Origin of the sequence: Enterococcus sp. DIV0561, from assembly GCF_050539875.1 — a bacterium.
Taxonomy (GTDB): Bacteria; Bacillota; Bacilli; order Lactobacillales; family Enterococcaceae; genus Enterococcus; species Enterococcus faecalis.
Genome location: NZ_CP172927.1, coordinates 1,015,736 through 1,033,494 on the forward strand (window position 1 = coordinate 1,015,736; position 17,759 = coordinate 1,033,494).

The 17,759-nt window shown below is 38.3% G+C and carries 12 protein-coding genes and 1 other annotated feature; of the genes, 8 read left to right on the forward strand and 4 right to left on the reverse strand.

Annotated features, from left to right (window positions below):
* From IGM13_RS04995 to pheT, 8 genes are all read left to right on the forward strand, one after another.
* Window positions 1–1,473, forward strand: coding sequence for a LutB/LldF family L-lactate oxidation iron-sulfur protein (locus IGM13_RS04995; protein WP_002419849.1), 1,473 nt, complete (start codon window positions 1–3; stop codon window positions 1,471–1,473).
* Window positions 1,466–2,185 (forward strand): LutC/YkgG family protein, encoded by a 720-nt coding sequence (locus IGM13_RS05000; RefSeq protein ID WP_002361597.1) that lies wholly within the window; start codon window positions 1,466–1,468, stop codon window positions 2,183–2,185. The genes IGM13_RS04995 and IGM13_RS05000 overlap by 8 nt, the downstream gene beginning before the upstream one ends.
* A 220-nt stretch (window positions 2,186–2,405) precedes the next feature.
* The gene (gene lepB, locus IGM13_RS05005) at window positions 2,406–2,954 is read left to right on the forward strand and encodes a signal peptidase I (RefSeq protein WP_002358039.1); all 549 of its coding nucleotides are present in this window, start codon (window positions 2,406–2,408) and stop codon (window positions 2,952–2,954) included.
* Window positions 2,955–3,064: 110 nt separating this feature from the next.
* Window positions 3,065–6,655: a PD-(D/E)XK nuclease family protein gene (locus IGM13_RS05010; RefSeq protein WP_002419850.1), complete on the forward strand. Its 3,591-nt coding sequence runs from the start codon at window positions 3,065–3,067 to the stop codon at window positions 6,653–6,655.
* Window positions 6,648–10,442, forward strand: a complete 3,795-nt coding sequence (gene addA, locus IGM13_RS05015) for a helicase-exonuclease AddAB subunit AddA (protein ID WP_002419851.1) — start codon at window positions 6,648–6,650, stop codon at window positions 10,440–10,442. The genes IGM13_RS05010 and addA overlap by 8 nt, the downstream gene beginning before the upstream one ends.
* A 69-nt stretch (window positions 10,443–10,511) precedes the next feature.
* The gene (locus IGM13_RS05020) at window positions 10,512–10,856 is read left to right on the forward strand and encodes a winged helix-turn-helix transcriptional regulator (RefSeq protein ID WP_002358035.1); all 345 of its coding nucleotides are present in this window, start codon (window positions 10,512–10,514) and stop codon (window positions 10,854–10,856) included.
* Window positions 10,857–10,899: 43 nt separating this feature from the next.
* Window positions 10,900–11,118, forward strand: a binding site (T-box leader).
* Between the two features lie 56 nt (window positions 11,119–11,174).
* On the forward strand, window positions 11,175–12,221 hold the full coding sequence (gene pheS / locus IGM13_RS05025; protein WP_002358034.1) for a phenylalanine--tRNA ligase subunit alpha: 1,047 nt from the start codon (window positions 11,175–11,177) through the stop codon (window positions 12,219–12,221).
* 7 nt (window positions 12,222–12,228) lie between these two features.
* Window positions 12,229–14,652, forward strand: a complete 2,424-nt coding sequence (gene pheT / locus IGM13_RS05030) for a phenylalanine--tRNA ligase subunit beta (RefSeq protein ID WP_002366454.1) — start codon at window positions 12,229–12,231, stop codon at window positions 14,650–14,652.
* A 52-nt stretch (window positions 14,653–14,704) separates the two neighbouring features.
* Here the strand turns inward: pheT and IGM13_RS05035 are convergent, their stop codons facing one another.
* From IGM13_RS05035 to IGM13_RS05050, 4 genes are read right to left on the reverse strand one after another with little or no spacing between them, the layout of a single operon-like run.
* Window positions 14,705–15,370, reverse strand: a complete 666-nt coding sequence (locus tag IGM13_RS05035; RefSeq protein ID WP_002384721.1) for an amino acid ABC transporter permease — start codon at window positions 15,368–15,370, stop codon at window positions 14,705–14,707.
* Between the two features lie 11 nt (window positions 15,371–15,381).
* The gene (locus IGM13_RS05040) at window positions 15,382–16,095 is read right to left on the reverse strand and encodes an amino acid ABC transporter permease (protein ID WP_002366455.1); all 714 of its coding nucleotides are present in this window, start codon (window positions 16,093–16,095) and stop codon (window positions 15,382–15,384) included.
* A gap of 45 nt (window positions 16,096–16,140) precedes the next feature.
* A complete protein-coding gene (locus IGM13_RS05045) occupies window positions 16,141–16,968 on the reverse strand; it encodes a transporter substrate-binding domain-containing protein (protein WP_002360586.1) in 828 nt (275 codons plus the stop codon).
* Window positions 16,969–17,002: 34 nt separating this feature from the next.
* A complete protein-coding gene (locus IGM13_RS05050; RefSeq protein WP_002377841.1) occupies window positions 17,003–17,734 on the reverse strand; it encodes an amino acid ABC transporter ATP-binding protein in 732 nt (243 codons plus the stop codon).
* Between the last annotated feature and the right edge of the window lie 25 nt (window positions 17,735–17,759).

Genomic DNA, 17,759 nt, shown 5'->3' on the forward strand with positions numbered 1-17,759 from the left:
GTGGGATTATCAACGAGCAATAAGCCGTTAAGTGAACGAATTGAAGAAAGTAAAAAAGATGTGTTTATGCAAAAGGCTGTCGCCAAAGCACAAGATGCCCAATGGGAGAAACGAGAAGGTGCGCGGGAAGCTTTAGGCAATTGGCCACAATGGCGTGAACTGGGAGAACAAATTCGCCAACATACAATTAAGTATCTGCCTGACTATTTAGAAGAGTTCAGTGATAACGTTACCAAACGAGGTGGCAAAGTCTTTTTTGCTCAAACCGCCGAAGAGGCCAATGAATATGTGAAACAAGTGGTTCTAGAAAAAAAGGCGAAAAAAATTGTGAAATCTAAATCAATGGTGACGACCGAAGTCGATATAGATCCAATGTTATTGGGATTAGACGATGTTAGTGTGATGGAAACAGACTTGGCGGAATTCATTTTACAAATGGATGACTGGGATGAACCGTCACATATTGTTTTCCCAAGTATTCATAAAAATCGCGAACAGATTCGTCAGGTTTTTGCGAAAAAATTAGGATATCAAGGGGATAATGACCCTGTAAATTTGGCACGCTGTGCACGAGAAGTGATGCGCAAATTCTTTTTGGAAGCGGAGATTGGCATTACAGGTTGTAATTTCGCTATTGCGGATAGCGGCTTAATTAACTTAAATACAAATGAAGGAAATGCTGATCTGACCATCAGTATTCCTAAGACACAAATCGTGTTAATGGGAATGGAAAGAATCGTACCAACAATGCGTGAAGCAGAGGTTTTAGATAACCTTTTAGCCAGAAGTGCCGTTGGTCAAAATTTAACAACGTATGTGACGTTTGCCGGGCAAAAAAATGCGGATGAATCCGATGGTCCAGAAGAATTTCACGTGGTCATTTTGGATAACGGGCGTTCAAAAGCGTTAGGAACAGCCTTTCAGCCAGTCTTACAGTGTATTCGTTGTGGGTCTTGTCTGAACGTTTGTCCGGTCTATCGCCATATTGGTGGGCACGGTTATGGCTCTATTTATCCAGGCCCAATTGGTGCTGTGCTTTCTCCAATTTTGGGTGGATATAAACAGTTTGGGGAATTGCCTTATGCGTCTAGTCTTTGTGGGGCATGTACGGAAACGTGTCCTGTGAAAATTCCATTGCACGAATTATTAATTGAACATCGTAAAGTGATGACCGATGATCTGAAAATGAAACATGGATTTGAAGATTTCCAAATGCGTATGGTAGGCAAAGCCACTGGTTCACCAGCAATGTTTAAAGCAGCCATGAAAGTCGATCATGCTGCAGCGGGCATTTTAAGTAAACAAAAAGAAATTACTGTTGAAAACATGTACAATCATGGGGGCTACCTTGATAAAGGACCAGGGTTAGTAAAAGGTTGGACCGATGTTCGTGATTTGCCAAGACCACCAAAATCTTCAGAAAACTTCAGAAGTTGGTTCAAAAAACATCAAGAAGGTGAAAAAAATGACTAATGAAGCGATTCAAAATCGAGAACCTTTTTTACAAAATCTACGAGAAAAATTAGGCGTAGAAAAACAGCCTGTTTCGGCTCATCCATTTGAGCCAGTTAATCATTTACCAGAAGAACAGTTGGCAGATAAAACACCAGCAGAGCTATTAACGATTGTGAAAGAACGTGTGGAAACGATTCACACGAACTTAGTGGAAACTACACAAGAAAATTTACTGACGACGATTCAGCAAATTGTTGCTGAGTTCGGTGGAGGCAATCTTTTATTGCCAACAGATGCACGTTTTGAAGCTTATGGATTAGCTGATTTAGCTAAGTCATTAGAGGCTGTTTCTGTTAAGCAATGGCAACCTGGAAGTGAGCAACGAGAAGCGAATATTCAAACAGCTGCTCAGGCAAATATCGCGATTGCCTTTGCTGAGTTTTTACTAGCTGAATCAGGAACGATTGTGGTGGAGTCCAATGCGGGGCAAGGCAGAGCTTTACACTTTTTACCGAAGCATTACATTTCAATTATACCGTTTAGCAAACTCGTTCCACGTTCGACTCAGCCAGCAGCTTTTTATACAGAAAAAATAGAAAAAGGCGAAAAAATCGGCTCAGCGATTCACTTTATTTCAGGGCCTTCTAATTCAGGAGATATTGAAATGCAACTGGTTGTCGGGTTGCATGGTCCTTTAGAAGTTTGTTACGTGGTTGTGATGGATCGCTAAAATGCTAGAAGCATAATCAATTCAGCCCTTTTTAGAATTGATTATGCTTTTTTTATGAGCAGAATCAAAAAAGTAAGAATCAAATTTGAAAGAAATACGTTTTTTTTCTGATCATTTTGTAAAAAAACGTACATAAAAATTAATTGAGTGTTAAGCACTATAGGATTGATTTACTTTGTGGTAGAATATGAGACATAAGTATAATAAGGTTTTTGGAGGAATGAGTTTGAAATCAAAAGAATTAATTAAAACAGTAGTCTTTTTTGCCTGTTTAGCTTTGGGTCTATTTTTACTGAGACAATTTGTATTTACGCCTGTCGTAGTGAGAGGTCATTCAATGGATCCAACGTTAGCAGATGGTGAACGGGTAATTACATTAAAAAACACAGAAATTAATCGTTTCGATATTATTACTTTCCCAGCGCCAGATGAACCAGATAAAAATTATATTAAACGTGTGATTGGTTTACCTGGAGATACAATTGCGTACAAGGATGATACGTTGTACATCAATGGAAAAGAAGTTGACGAACCCTATTTAGATGAATTTAAAAAAGCCTTAACCGATGGTCAACCTTTGACAGGCGATTTTTCATTAAAAGAAAAAGTACCAGCAGATAGCTACTTTGTTTTAGGTGATAATCGACGGAATTCAAAAGACGGTCGTGTCATTGGTTTTATTCATAAAAAAGATATTTTGGGTGAAGTGAAATTTGTGATGTGGCCCTTCTCACGGTTTGGTCCAATACCAGAAGTGTCAAAACAATAAAAGAGACAATGAGTAAAAGAGAAGGACGGAAATGTGTAAAAACAAACACATGTTTCCGTCCTTCTTTTGTGGTAAAATAAAGGCAGTGCAAAGGAAAAGGATGTGAAACCATGAGTGTGCAGTTTATTAGAGGAACCGCTGTGGCAGATTTAGAAGCGCCACTTATACAGGCGACAAAACAATGGCTAGAGGAAGACGCACAGCATGAAGTATTCTATTTAGTCCCGAACCATATTAAGTTTGAGCAAGAAATTCAAGTCTTGCAAAAGTTACGTCAATTACAGACAACTACGTCTGATTCAATAACCAGTACCCGTCTGCAGGTTTTTAGTTTTTATCGTTTGGCTTGGTACTATTTACAACATACACCTTTTTACTCGGCAGATGTTTTATCTGACGCAGGTGCTGCGATGATTTTTCGCAAAATTTTAGTAGAAGCAGAAGAAGAGTTACAAATTTTTAGAGGTGAAATTAACAAGCCTGGCTTTATTCAGCAACTATTTCAGCTTTATCAAGAAATGCGCGAAGGCAATATTGAGATTGCGGAGCTTTATCCATTTTTAGAAAAACAAACGGAGAACCCTGAAGGACAAGATTTACAACTTAAGTTTCAAGATTTAACGTTAATTTTTACGCGATTCCAATTACAAATGAGTCAGTATGGCTATGAATCAGCGGAGATTATTCAACATTTAAGCGAGTATTTACAAACGGTTGATTTGTCGAATGTTCAATTCGTTATTTCAGGCTATCAGCAGTTTACTGCCAGAGAATTAAAGTTGATTGAAGTGCTAATGACGCAAGCAGGTTCTGTGAAAGTAGCCCTTTTATTGGACAAACAATATCCGCATGACTTACCTGATCCGCGGTCGTTATTTTATGAAGCGGGACAAACCTATCATCAGCTTTATCAACTAGCAAGGCAGAAGCAAATCCCGATTCTTTCAGATTATGTGGAAAAGAAAGAGGTATTAATTACAAATCCAGACTTGCAAGGATTAAACGATTATTGGATTCAATCACAAGAACACCTGCCTCTATTAAGCACATCTGACTGGAGGGGCGATGGCTTATTTCTGTGGCGTGCAGAAAACGTTAAAGAAGAATTAACACATGTTGCAACCGAAATTCGCCGTTTAGTAGTGGAAGAAGGGTATCGGTACAAAGAAATTCAGGTGTTGACTCGTGATTTAGATTGTTATGAAAATTTATTAGAACCGATTTTTGCGGAACACGAGATTCCTGTTTATGTCGACCGAGATATGGCTATGGATCGGCATCCTTTAGTCGAATGGATTGAATCTTTATTTGCTATTCATTCGTACAATTATCGTTATCGTGATGTGCTCCGTTTTTTGAGAACGGAATTATTTATGCCAATGAATCAACTCGCTACTTCTGAAGAAAGCTTGACTGATTGGTTAAACCAACGGAACGCTTGGCGCAGAAAAGTTGATATTACCGAAAATGTGGTCCTGGCATACGGCTATGAAGGTTATTATTGGTCGCAAGAAAAAGATTGGGAATTTATTCGGTATGATTTTGAAGCGGAAGAGCAAGAAGATGTCGCTACGATGGAAGAAGAGTCAAATGCGATTCGTCAATCGCTTCAACGGCTGCTACCTAGTTACTTTCAAGCAATGATAAGTGCCAAAACTGGTTTGGAAGCAGCGACCGTCTTCTATCACTTTTTACTGCAAAGTGGTGTGGCAACACAATTAAAAATGTGGCGCTTACAAGCTATCGAAGCCGGTCAATTAGAAACAGCTCGTAACCATGAACAGACTTGGGATGCATTGATGTCGTTACTAGATGAATACGTCACTGTTTACGGAGAAAGTTCGTTTGATTTTACAACGTTTCAAGAAATATTTGTTAGTGGCTTGGAAGGTTTGCACTATAGTAAAGTGCCGACAGCGATTGACCAAGTACAAGTTCGCGCAATGGATTTAACTCGACCTGGCGCTGCCAAGGTTACTTTTGCTATTGGGATGACGGAAGAAATTTTTCCACAAAAGATTGAAAATAAAACACTATTGTCTGATGAAGAACGGCAGACAATCAATGATACGTTAACGGAAAACCAATATTTACGTGGGACAACCGGACGCAAAATTGCGCAAGAACCGTTTGTTGCGTATCTCGTCTTTTCTTCAGCGCGAGAACGGTTATATTTAACCTATCCAAGTGTTAAAGACACCGCTCAAGAAGTCAAACCGTCTCCTTATTTTAAAAATATCCAAAAAGATTTAAACTTGCCCGTTTTTGAAAAAAATGAAACAACCATTTTCGATGATGAAACGACCAGTTTAGCCCATATTAGTACGTATCGGACGTTAATCGGTGAATTAACGCGTTTGAAAAGACAACGGAAAGAAACACAAGAAGGATTGTTGCCTTTCTGGTTAAATATGGAAAAAGCGCTAATGAACCAATCAATTGCGCCGCTAGCCAAGCAAGTTTTCGAAAGTTTAACGCATCAAAATATTCCTGAAAAGATTGATGAGGTCTTAGCAGAACCTTTATATGGTAAAGATATTTATACATCCGTTTCTCGGATGGAGAGTTTTTATCGGTGTCAATATCAATACTTTTCTCGCTATGGCTTACGGTTGAAAGAAAGAGATGTCTTTGGGCTTTCGCCAGCAGCTACAGGGGAATTTTTCCATGAAGCATTGGATCAGTTCTTTAAATTATTGATTATGAATCAACGGAACTTATCTGAATTAACCGATCAGGAAGTCAATTTATTGGCGGAGGAAGTACTAAATAGTATTTTAGGGGATGCACGTTTTTCTGTATTAACGACCTCTAGTCGCATGAACTATATTCGCTATCAATTGAGTCAAACAATTAAAAAAGTCAGTTGGGCGCTGAAACGCCAAAGCCAACGAAGTGGCATGACGACTGTTCAAACGGAAGTGTTATTTGGCCAAATTGCCGCTAAAAAAGGAATTTCTGGTTTGGAATTACCATTAAAAAATCAAGGGAAGATTCATGTTCGGGGAAAAATCGACCGGATTGATCAATTGGTTACACCCGAATCAACCTATTTAGGTGTGATTGATTATAAATCGAGTCACCGTAAATTTAATATGACAGAAGCGTATTACGGCTTAGCCATGCAAATGCTGACGTACTTGGATGTGGCTTTAATGGATGCTGTGCAATTAGTTGGTCAAGAAGCTAAACCTGCTGGCTCACTTTATCTGCATGTACACAATCCTACGTTATCTTATGAAGGCAAAGACGACATTGAACAACAAATGCTTAAAAAATATCAGTTCGACGGCCTTTTGATGAAAGACCCAGATTTATTGGATCATTTAGATACGAGTCTGCAAGCCAAACAAAGTTCGTTGCTGTTTCCAATTGAAGAATCCGCCAAAGAACAAATTAAACCTGGTCGTCGCCAAGAAGATAAATTTGTGACAGAACCAGAATTAGGCGCGTTGCTTTCCCATAACCGAAATAAATTTATTGAAGCGGGGAATCAAATTATTGGCGGCGAAGTTCAACTTAACCCCGCTTATCAAGGCAAGGAACGGATTGCTTGTCGCTATTGTCCGTTTCGAAGTGTCTGTGATTTTGATGTGATGTTAAAAGAAAATAATTATCATCGTATTGAGAATTTATCCAAAGAGGAAATTATGGCGCGCTTGTTAAACAAAGATGAGGAAGGAGCAACCGAAGATGAGTAAAACAATTCCACTACGTCCAGCCAATGAGCAATTCACCGACAGTCAATGGCAAGCGGTGTTTGATGGCGATGAAAATATCTTAGTTTCTGCTTCGGCTGGCTCAGGAAAAACCACCGTTTTAGTCCGCCGTGTCATTGAAAAAGTCAAAAGCGGCGTCGATATCGATCGTCTCTTGATTGTGACGTACACTGAAGCCGCCGCCCGTGAGATGAAAGAACGGATCCAAGTGGCTTTACAAAAGGCAATGAATGAAGAACAAGATCCAGAAAGAAGACGGCATTTTTCTCGTCAAATTGCTCTTTTGCCAACAGCCGATATTAGCACGTTACATGCCTTTTGTTTAACTGTTATTCGTCGTTTTTATTATTTAATTGACATAGATCCGGTTTTTCGGATGTTAACAGATGAAACAGAAACATTGTTATTAAAAGAAGATGTTTGGGATGCATTACGTGAACAATTTTATGCGGAAAATCAAGAAGAATTTTACCAATTAACAGCGAATTTTTCCAATGACCGTAGTGATGACGGACTCACTAACTTAATTTTTTCTTTTTATGAATTTGCCAAAGCCAATCCTGATCCAGAGGCGTGGATTAATGGCTTAACACAAGCCTACGAAGTAGGGAATCAGCTAGGCGAATCAACGTTATTTCAGACGTATTTAAAACCGCTAGCCGTTGAGACGTTACAACGAACTCTTCAGCGTTACGAAGAAATGGTGACCTTAACAGAGGGCGAAGAGAAACTTCAAAAGATTTGGTATTTAGCTCAAAATGAAAAGGAACAAACAAAACAATTTTTACAATTTTTAGAGAGAAATGATTTAGAAAGCGCCTATAATTTGACTGAATTGTTAAGCTTTGACCGCTATCCAACAGTTCGTGCCGAAGAGTTGAAACCAACCGCGGAACAAGCCAAACAGTTACGAGAACAAAATAAAAAAGCGTTAAATGATTTGAAAAAGCAACTGTTTACACTTTCTCCAGATGCCATGAAACAAGTCTTGAAAGAGGCCACGCCCATTGTTCAAGAAATGGCTCACGTGGGGAAACAATTTATGGAGGCCTATGGCGCAGAAAAACGGCTTAAAAATTTAGTGGATTTTAACGATTTAGAACATTATACGTTAGCTATTTTAGCGAAAAATCAGGCAGATGGCTGGCAAGCATCAGAAGCCTCGGTTTACTATCGCGAAAAATTTGATGAAGTGTTAGTCGATGAATACCAAGATATCAATCAATTACAAGAATCTATTTTGTATTGGTTGCGCCGTCCGCTTAGCACAGAAGGAAACCTTTTTATGGTAGGAGATGTGAAACAGTCTATTTATTCTTTCCGCTTGGCAGATCCTACATTGTTTATTGAAAAATACAATCAGTATGGGCAAGGCAAAGAGGGTAAACGAATTATTCTAGCTGAAAATTTTCGTTCCCGCAAAGACGTTTTAGACTTTACGAATTTAGTATTTAGTCAATTAATGGATGAGCGAGTGGGCCAAATTGCTTACGATGAGTCAGCCGCTTTGGTTCATGGCTTTGATCAATTTTCGGAGGCGGCTGATTATTCAACTGAATTGCTAATTTATGAAAAAAAAGCAACAGAGTCAGTTGAAATTCCAGAATTACAATCCCCTGAGTTGTTGATTGAAGATAAGACAGAAGGGGAACTTTACGTTACTGCTTTGAAAATTCGTGAATTAATTGACCAAAATTTCTTAATTTATGATAAAAAGCTGAAAACGGATCGACCGATTACTTATCAAGATATTGTCTTATTAACGCCTACAAAGAAAAATAATTTAACTATTTTAGATGTTTTTAAATCATTAGAAATTCCAGTTCAAGTCAATGATGCTCAAAATTATTTCCAAGCAACGGAAATTCGTACAATGATTGCCTTGCTTCAATTGATTGATAATCCCTATCAAGACATTCCTTTGGCAGCTGTGTTACGTTCACCAATTGTTGGATTAAAAGAAAACGAATTAGTGCTTATTCGTTTGGCTAATAAGGAAACCAGTTACTACGAAGCATTTTTAACGTTTAATCAAAAGATGGAACCAACCATGGAGGAAGCAGTTGTTCAGGAAAAAACTATACGTTTTGCTGAATCATTAGAAAAATGGCGGGAACAGGCTCGACGCAACCAGATTAGCACCTTGCTGTGGACGATTTATCGGGAAACGGCCTACCTTGATTATGTTGGCGGGTTGCCTGTTGGCAAACAACGCCAAGCCAATTTATATGCGTTGGTGGATCGGGCCGCGGCGTATGAAAAAACAACCTTCCGCGGATTATTTCAATTTGTTCGCTTCATCAAAAAAATGCAAGAAAAAGACAAAGATTTAGCGGAACCAGTCGTTTTAAGTGAAGAGAATGCCGTACGCGTCATGACGATTCACGCTAGTAAAGGGTTAGAATTTCCGGTGGTATTCGTTTTAGATATGACCAAAGAATTTAATGTCAGTGATTTGAATGAACGCTATATCTTTGAAGAAAATTTAGGGGTAGGCATTCGTTATTTACAACCTGAAGAACGAGTTATGTACGATACTTTACCATTTTTGGCGATTAAACAAGTACGATTGAGAAAATTACTATCCGAAGAAATGCGGAAGTTATATGTGGCGTTGACACGTGCAGAACAGAAACTTTTTCTGGTGGGCTCCTATAAAGACCAAGCGGCGATGTGGAAAGAGTGGCTGAAAGTTGGCGATGTAGAAACACTAGTGCTACCAGCTGAAAATCGCTTGCAAAGTAAAAGTAGTTTAATGAATTGGGTTGGGATGACATTGGTACGCCATCAAAAAGCCGCTGAATATCAGCAAGAAGTAGTAGTAAGTAACGTTCCGCAAGTTAAAAAGCACCCAGCTAACTTTCATATTCAGTGGTTCAACGAAGAACAACTACGAGCAGCCATTCAGCAATTACAATTGCCAGAAAGACAAGCAGAGGATTTAGCCGAAAAAGCGCAATTATCTGCTGACAAAATCAATCGTGGCCTTGCACGGTTAAGTTTCAACTATCCGTTTGAAGTGGCTACTCGGACCACCAGTTATCAGTCTGTTTCTGAAATCAAGCGAGTATTTGATGACCCCGATAACAAAGAAATTGGTAAAATTGAGGTTCGGGAAGACAATACTATTCAAGCGCAACCGTTGATTGTCAATCGAATGATTGAAGGAGATTTAAGTAAGCCTAAATTTTTAGATACGGTTCAAGCGCCCTCAGCAGCTGAAATTGGGACAGCAACTCATTATTTATTACAACTAATTGATTTAAGTACACAACCTTCTTATGAAGAAGTGCGAGCTGTTCAAGAACGTTTAGTGGAAAATAAATTGATTTTACCAGCAATTGCTGAAAAAATGAATCTGGAACAAATCGTGGCCTTCTTTGACACCGCCTTAGGAAAACAATTGATTCAACACCATCAAACCGTTAGAAGGGAACAACCTTTTTCTATGCTGATTGAAGCAGAAAAGCTTATTCAAAATTATCCAGAAACGACACAAGATGATTTATTAATTCATGGGATTATTGATGGTTATATCGAATTAGACAATCAATGCATTTTGTATGACTATAAAACCGATCATGTAAAAGGCACCTCTCCCCAAGCGATTTCTGAAATTGTCGAACGGTATCGCGGACAGATGAATCTTTATCGTAGAGCGCTACAAGAGGCAACGCATAAAGAGGTGTCGCACGTCTATTTAATTTTATTAAATGGAGGAGTAATTATTGACATGCAGACAGGAAATGTTGTAGATTTTATAAAGTAGAAAAAATTAGAAGCAGAAACACTTACATTTTGTAAGGGATGTGCTATACTCATTGAAGAGGTGAGGAAGATGGAAAAAGTAAAAACAGAATCGTTTGTACTTTGTCCCAAATTTGAAAAATCATTTTCAATACTTGGTAAAAAATGGAATGGTTTAATTATTGATGTTTTATTAGAACGAGGTCCTCAACGTTTTGGCGAATTAAAAGAAAAAATTCCAATGTTAAGTGATCGTGTCTTAGTAGAGCGATTGAAGGAACTAGAAGCTGAAGGAATTATCACCAAAGCTGTTCGTTGCGGTGAAGGAAATCGCTTAGAATATTTCCTGACCGAAAAAGGCGAAGACTTGCAATTAGCAATGGAACAAATTCAACATTGGGCAGAAAAATGGGTAAAAGACGAAGAATGCAGTTGACCGCAAGCAAAACTTCTTGTAAACTAAACGTAATTAAATAACTAAAAAAACAGTGATGGAAACAAGTAGTTTGAATTGACGTGTTTTAGGGAGAGTCAGCCAGAGACTGGAAGCTGATTTACACAGTCACCAAGCGAAATTCACTTCCTGAGTTTGTTTGTTTTCAAGAAGAAAGCAAACCGGTAATTGCCGTTAAATGAAATGAGTGCATGACAACAATTTGTTATGAATTAGGATGGTAACACGATAGCTCGTTCCTTTGAAAGGAATGGGTTATCGTTTTTTTTAGTTTAAATAAAAGATAGAGGGGAACGCATAATGACATTACAAGCGCAATTAGAAGCTCTTAGAGACAATACGCTCAAAGAAATCGCACAAGTTGCTACTTTAAAAGAATTAAACCAAATTCGCGTAGAAACATTAGGGAAAAAAGGGCCAATCACCGAAGTACTAAGAGGCATGAAAAACCTTTCACCAGAAGAACGACCAGTGGTGGGGGGCTTTGCAAATGAAATTCGTGATTTATTAACCGAAGCAATTGAAGCGCGCAAAGTTGTTTTAGAAAACGAAGCGTTAAATGCGGCACTAAAAGAAGAAAGTTTAGATGTAACTTTACCTGGAAAACAAATGCCTCAAGGTACACGTCATATTTTGACACAAGTTATGGAAGAGATTGAAGATATTTTCTTAGGCATGGGTTATCAAGTAGTGGAAGGATACGAAGTAGAATCGGATCACTATAATTTCGAACGCATGAATCTACCAAAAGATCATCCAGCACGCGACATGCAAGATACGTTTTATATTTCAGATGAGATGTTAATTCGTACGCATACTTCACCAGTTCAAGCTCGAACAATGGAAAAACACGATTTTTCAAAAGGTGCATTACGAATGATTTCTCCTGGGAAAGTATTCCGTCGTGATACAGATGATGCGACACATAGTCACCAATTCCATCAGATTGAAGGCCTTGTTGTCGATAAAAATGTCACAATGGGTGATTTAAAAGGGACGTTAGAAGTCATGATGAAAAAAATGTTTGGTGAAGATCGTAAAATTCGTTTACGTCCTAGCTATTTCCCTTTTACAGAACCTTCAGTCGAAGTAGATGTTAGCTGTTTTAAATGTGGCGGCGCAGGTTGTAACGTCTGCAAACATACAGGTTGGATTGAAATTTTAGGTGCGGGGATGGTTCATCCAGATGTGTTACAAATGTCAGGGATTGATCCAACAGAGTACTCAGGCTTTGCCTTTGGCTTAGGACCAGATCGCGTTGCTATGTTACGTTATGGTGTAAATGATATCCGTAATTTTTATCAAAATGATTTACGTTTCTTAAATCAATTCAAGGTAAAGGAGTAGTTGAAAAATGTTAGTTTCTTATAAATGGTTAAATGAATATGTTAATCTTTCAAACGTTACTCCGCAAGAATTAGCGGACAAAATGTCTGTGACAGGTATCGAAGTTGAGGGCGTTGCTGTACCTGAAGAAGGCTTAAAGAAAATTGTTGTCGGTGAAGTAAAAGAATGTGTTCCTCACCCAAACTCTGACCACTTATCAATTTGCCAAGTAGACATCGGTGAAGAAGAATTGTCACAAATTGTTTGTGGAGCGCCAAATGTAAAAGCAGGAATTAAAGTCATCGTAGCGTTACCTGGTTCAAGAATTGCAGGAAATCAAAAAATTAAAAAAGGTAAAATGCGTGGCGAAGTTTCTAACGGAATGATTTGTTCGTTAGAAGAGCTAGGATATTCAGATAATGTCGTACCAAAAGCCTACGCTGAAGGAATTTATTATTTACCTCAAGAAGCAGTGAATGGGACACCTGTTTTCCCTTATTTAGACATGGATGATGCGATTATTGAATTATCAATTACACCAAACCGTGCAGATGCACTAAGTATGAGAGGGGTAGCCTATGAAGTTGGCGCAATTTATCGTCAAACGCCTCAGTTTAATGATCCCGAACTCAAAGAAGATGCTTCAGATAACGTGGAAAATTACGTAACAGTAACTGTTGAAGATTCACAAGATGCGCCAGCGTATCAAATTCGTGTTATTAAAGATGTGACGATTGCAGAAAGTCCTCAGTGGTTGCAAAATCGATTGATGAATGAAGGAATCCGTCCGATTAACAATGTGGTGGACGTGACAAATTATATTTTATTATTATTTGGTCAACCATTGCATGCATTTGATTACCAAAAATTAGATAGTAAAGAAATCTTGGTTCGTCGAGCAACAGCAGCAGAAGAACTAATTACATTAGATGGTGAAACACGTCAATTAACAGAAGAAAATATCGTCATTACGAATGGAAAAACGCCTGTCGGCTTAGCCGGTGTAATGGGTGGGGCTAATTCTGAAATCAGTCAAGAAACAACAACTGTGGCTTTAGAAGCGGCATTGTTCAATCCATTGTCTATTCGCAAAACGTCTAAACAATTCAATTTACGGAGTGAATCTTCAAGTAGATTTGAAAAAGGCATCAACCAAGCGACAGTTGGGCTAGCTTGTGATGTGGCAGCCGCGATGATTGCAGAGTTAGCCAACGGAACAGTGGTCTCAGGCACTGCAGTTGGTTCTGAAGTGGCCGTTAAAGAAGCACAGGTAGCTGTGACTTTAGAACGAATCAACCAATATTTAGGCACTGCATTAGATGAAGCAACGGTGAATGAAATTTTTGAAGCACTCGGTTTTGCTTATGAAGTAAATCAAGGCGCCTATGAAATTACGATTCCACCAAGACGTTGGGATATTGCGATTGAAGCAGATATTATTGAAGAAGTGGCGCGCATTTATGGATATGATCATTTACCTTCAACATTGCCAAGTGGAGAAACAGTTGCTGGAAGTCTAACCAAAGCACAACATGTTACGCGCCAATTAAAGAGTTTACTGGAAGGTCATGGTACGAGTGAAGCCATCAGCTATGCGTTGACAACAGAAGAAAAATCCCGTCAATTTATGATGAAAGAAAGTCAAACAACACGTTTGCAATGGCCAATGAGTGAAGAGCGTTCTGTGTTACGTATGAACTTAATTTCTGGTTTATTAGATGATGTCGCATACAATGTGGCACGTAAAAATAATAATATCGCCTTCTACGAAGTAGGACGCGTTTTCTACCAAACAGAAGATCCAACAAAAAATTTACCTACAGAAGAAAATCACTTAGCACTTGCTTTAACTGGTAATACAATGGTTAAAGATTGGCAAACAAAAGCAACAGCCGTTGATTTTTATACAGTAAAAGGCTTAGTGGAAAGTATTGTAGCTGTTTTAGGATTAACAGAAAAAATCAGCTACCAAGCGACAACGGCGATTCCAGAAATGCATCCAGGCCGGACAGCATGGATTTATTTAGAAGATGAAGTGGTTGGTTTTGTCGGACAAGTTCACCCAACGACAGCAAAAGCGTACGATATTCCTGAAACATATGTTGCTGAATTAAACTTGCAACAATTAGTAGCCACAGAAGCAGGCGGGGTTACTTATGAAGCAGTGTCTAAATTCCCAGCAGTTTCTCGAGATATTGCTTTATTAGTCGATGAAACAGTTACCAATCAAGAACTAGTTAAAACTATTTCAGATAACGCAGGTAAATATTTGAAAGAGATTCATTTATTTGATGTATATCAAGGTGAAAAACTAGGTGCTGGCAAAAAATCAATGGCGTATAGTTTAACTTTCGTTAATGCAGAAGCGACATTAGTGGATGAAGAAATTAACCGTTCAATGGAAAAAGTTGAAAAAGCGCTAATTGAAAAACATCAAGTAGAAGTAAGATAAAATAAAAACAGCGACAACTAAAAATGTTTAGTTGTCGCTGTTTTTAACTACATTAATAACTTTTCGCCCAATTTCGTGAAAGCCAACGTGAAAATTGTGAGATACTAAAGTTAATAATGAAATAAATAAGGGCGACGATTCCGTAAATAGTGAATACTTGTCCTGTTTGTGCGTAGCGCCCCATTAAGATATAAGATTTGCCAAAGAGTTCTTGTAAAGCAATTACGGAATACAAGAAACTTGTATCCTTGATGACAGTAACAAACTGAGAAACGATCGCTGGTAAAACATTGCGAATGGCTTGAGGCAAAACAATATGATAAAGAATTTGCCAATTTGAAAACCCTTGAGAACGTGCCGCTTCAATTTGCCCTTTATCGACCCCATTTAAACCACCACGAATAATTTCCGCTAAAGCAGCGGTGGTAAACACAGTAAAACTCACAATTCCAGCAGGTGTGGATTTGATTTTGAAAATCAAAAAAATAACATAAATCCACAATAAGTTTGGAATATTACGCACTACTTCTACATAAATACTGGCAAGTAACTTCAGTGGTCCATTGGTTTGATTTCGCAAAACGGCTAGAATGGTGCCAAAAATCGTACTCAAAATAATTGAGACGAAGGAAATATAGAGCGTCAATTTTAAGCCGTTAAATAGAAATTGAAAATTATTTGCTGTCAGTAATTGACGCATTTCTTCTGAAAAAGGCATCTGTTTTCCTCCTATCTACTATATGCTTTCTTATTTTTTTCTTCCATTTTTCTAGCCAAATTCGCTAATGGGAAGCAAAGAATGAAATATAAGAAACCAGCGAGCGCAAAGGCGGGAATGTAGTTCAAGTTGACAGACGACCAACTATTGGCAGCAAACATTACGTCAGCGCCAGAAATAATGGCAACTGTTGACGTATTTTTAATTAGGTTCACGACTTGATTGGTTAAAGGCGGTAACATAATCCGCCATGCTTGTGGTAAAATCACATACCGCATCGTTTGACCATACGTTAATCCTTGGGAGTAAGCCGCTTCAAATTGCCCTCTTGGAACAGCTCCGATTCCTGAGCGAACCACTTCAGAAATGTAGGCGCCATGATAGAAGCCTACACACAGAATGGCAATCGTAGTAATAGAAAATGAAAGCAGCGGGCTTAGCAGAGGAAAGCCATAATAGACTACGATAAATTGAATCAACAAAGGTGTGTTTTGAAAAAATTCTACATAGACACGACTAATTGCGTGTAAAAGTTTACTTTTGGTCGCTGATAAACTGCCAAAGAAAATACCTAAAGCAAAGGCAACTAAGATCGCTCCTAAAGAAAGCAGAATAGTATAGAGAAAAGCCTGACCAAAAATTCGCCAATCTTGAAATAAAGCCTCCCAACGATATAAGGCAAATGGCCCTTCTTCAAGCCAGGAAATATTGGCTAACAAAAACATAAAAATCCCTCCTAAAATTTTTGATTCTTCAAGTCTTAGGAATGATTAATTTTTTAAGCCCCAGTCTTGATAAATTTTTTCTAGTGTGCCGTCTTTTTCCCATTTTTCAATTAAACCATTTAGATAATCATTTAATTCAGTATTTGCTTTCTTTGTGGTAATTCCATATTCTTGTGGCGAAAAACCATCTTTTAAAATTTCTGTCTTGCCATCCACATAGCCAGATAGGATTGATTTATCCACTGAAAATGCATCAATTCGTTTAGAAGTTAACGCTGTTTTTAATTCTGGATAGGAACCTAATTCTTGATAAGTAAATTTGATTCCTTCCTCTTGCGCTTTTTTCTCTAAGTTTTCTTTTGTCGTAGCAGATTGTGCAACGCCGATTGTTTTTCCGTCTAAATCTTTCATACTGGAGAAGTTATCCTCTTTGCGCACAAGGAAACCAATCTCATCTGTATAATAGGGAGTTGTAAAATTATAAGTCTTTTTACGTTCATCAGTAATTGTAAATGTAGCAATTACCATATCTAGTTCACCATTGTCTAAAAGGGGACCGCGCGTTTTCGCTGTCACGCCCACAAATTCCACATTCTCTTCGCTGCCGGTAATTTCTTTCGCAATCAAGCGTGCAATATCTGGTTCCATTCCTTCATTTTTATTTGTATCAGGATTCATATAGCCAAAATTAGGAATGTCTTCTTTGACACCTACTTTAATTTTCCCCGCTTTTTTTAATTGTTCTACTGTGACCGTTTTGTTTGATGAAGCACTTTTGGAAGTTGAGTCATTGTTGCCGCTACCACAGCCCACAATGATGCCTGCTAATACAAGTAAGGAGAGTCCAGCTAGCCATTTATTTTGTTTTTTCATTGTTCATTCCTCCAATTTTTTGTTTTTTTATTCATTACCCGTTATGAATAATTTTGCTTAGAAATTCTTTTGCACGAGGGTTTTCAGTGCTTGTAAAGAAATGTTCAGGTGTTCCTTGTTCAATAATCTCTCCTTGATCCATAAAGATTACACGGTCAGCCACTTGACGAGCAAAGCCCATCTCATGTGTGACACAAACCATGGTAATATTTTGTTTGGAAAGATCGACCATTACATCTAAAACTTCTTGAATCATTTCTGGATCAAGTGCCGAAGTCGGTTCATCAAAAAGGATAATCTCAGGATGCATATTTAAGGCACGAGCAATAGCGACCCGTTGTTGCTGCCCGCCAGAAAGCTGCGAAGGATAAGCAGAAGCTTTATCAGCTAAGCCGACCCGTTCTAAATACTCCATGCCAGTACGAACCGCTTCTTCTTTGGAAACGCCCATCACTTTAATCGGTGCTAACGTTAAATTATCAATAATCGTTTTGTGAGCATATAAGTTAAAATTTTGAAAGACCATGGCAACTTTCTGGCGAACCTTTTGAATGGGTGCCTTCGGTTTGGTGATGTCAATGTTATCAATTACGACGGAACCATCATTGACTTTTTCCAATTGGTTCATACACCGAATTAATGTACTTTTGCCAGAGCCAGAGGGTCCGATAATGACAATTTTTTCTCCTTGTTCTACATTTAAAGTAATATCTTTTAAAACGTGATGCTCCCCAAAATACTTATTTACATGTTCTAAAGAAATCATAGGCAGTCTCCTTTGCAATCATTTG

Coding starts and splice junctions, on each gene's coding strand:
- IGM13_RS05000 (WP_002361597.1), top strand. CDS start 1,466: ATGACTAATGAAGCGATTCAAAATCGAGAACCTTTTTTACAAAATCTA.
- lepB (WP_002358039.1), top strand. CDS start 2,406: ATGAGTTTGAAATCAAAAGAATTAATTAAAACAGTAGTCTTTTTTGCC.
- IGM13_RS05010 (WP_002419850.1), top strand. CDS start 3,065: ATGAGTGTGCAGTTTATTAGAGGAACCGCTGTGGCAGATTTAGAAGCG.
- addA (WP_002419851.1), top strand. CDS start 6,648: ATGAGTAAAACAATTCCACTACGTCCAGCCAATGAGCAATTCACCGAC.
- IGM13_RS05020 (WP_002358035.1), top strand. CDS start 10,512: ATGGAAAAAGTAAAAACAGAATCGTTTGTACTTTGTCCCAAATTTGAA.
- pheS (WP_002358034.1), top strand. CDS start 11,175: ATGACATTACAAGCGCAATTAGAAGCTCTTAGAGACAATACGCTCAAA.
- pheT (WP_002366454.1), top strand. CDS start 12,229: ATGTTAGTTTCTTATAAATGGTTAAATGAATATGTTAATCTTTCAAAC.
- IGM13_RS05035 (WP_002384721.1), bottom strand. CDS start 15,370: ATGCCTTTTTCAGAAGAAATGCGTCAATTACTGACAGCAAATAATTTT.
- IGM13_RS05040 (WP_002366455.1), bottom strand. CDS start 16,095: ATGTTTTTGTTAGCCAATATTTCCTGGCTTGAAGAAGGGCCATTTGCC.
- IGM13_RS05045 (WP_002360586.1), bottom strand. CDS start 16,968: ATGAAAAAACAAAATAAATGGCTAGCTGGACTCTCCTTACTTGTATTA.
- IGM13_RS05050 (WP_002377841.1), bottom strand. CDS start 17,734: ATGATTTCTTTAGAACATGTAAATAAGTATTTTGGGGAGCATCACGTT.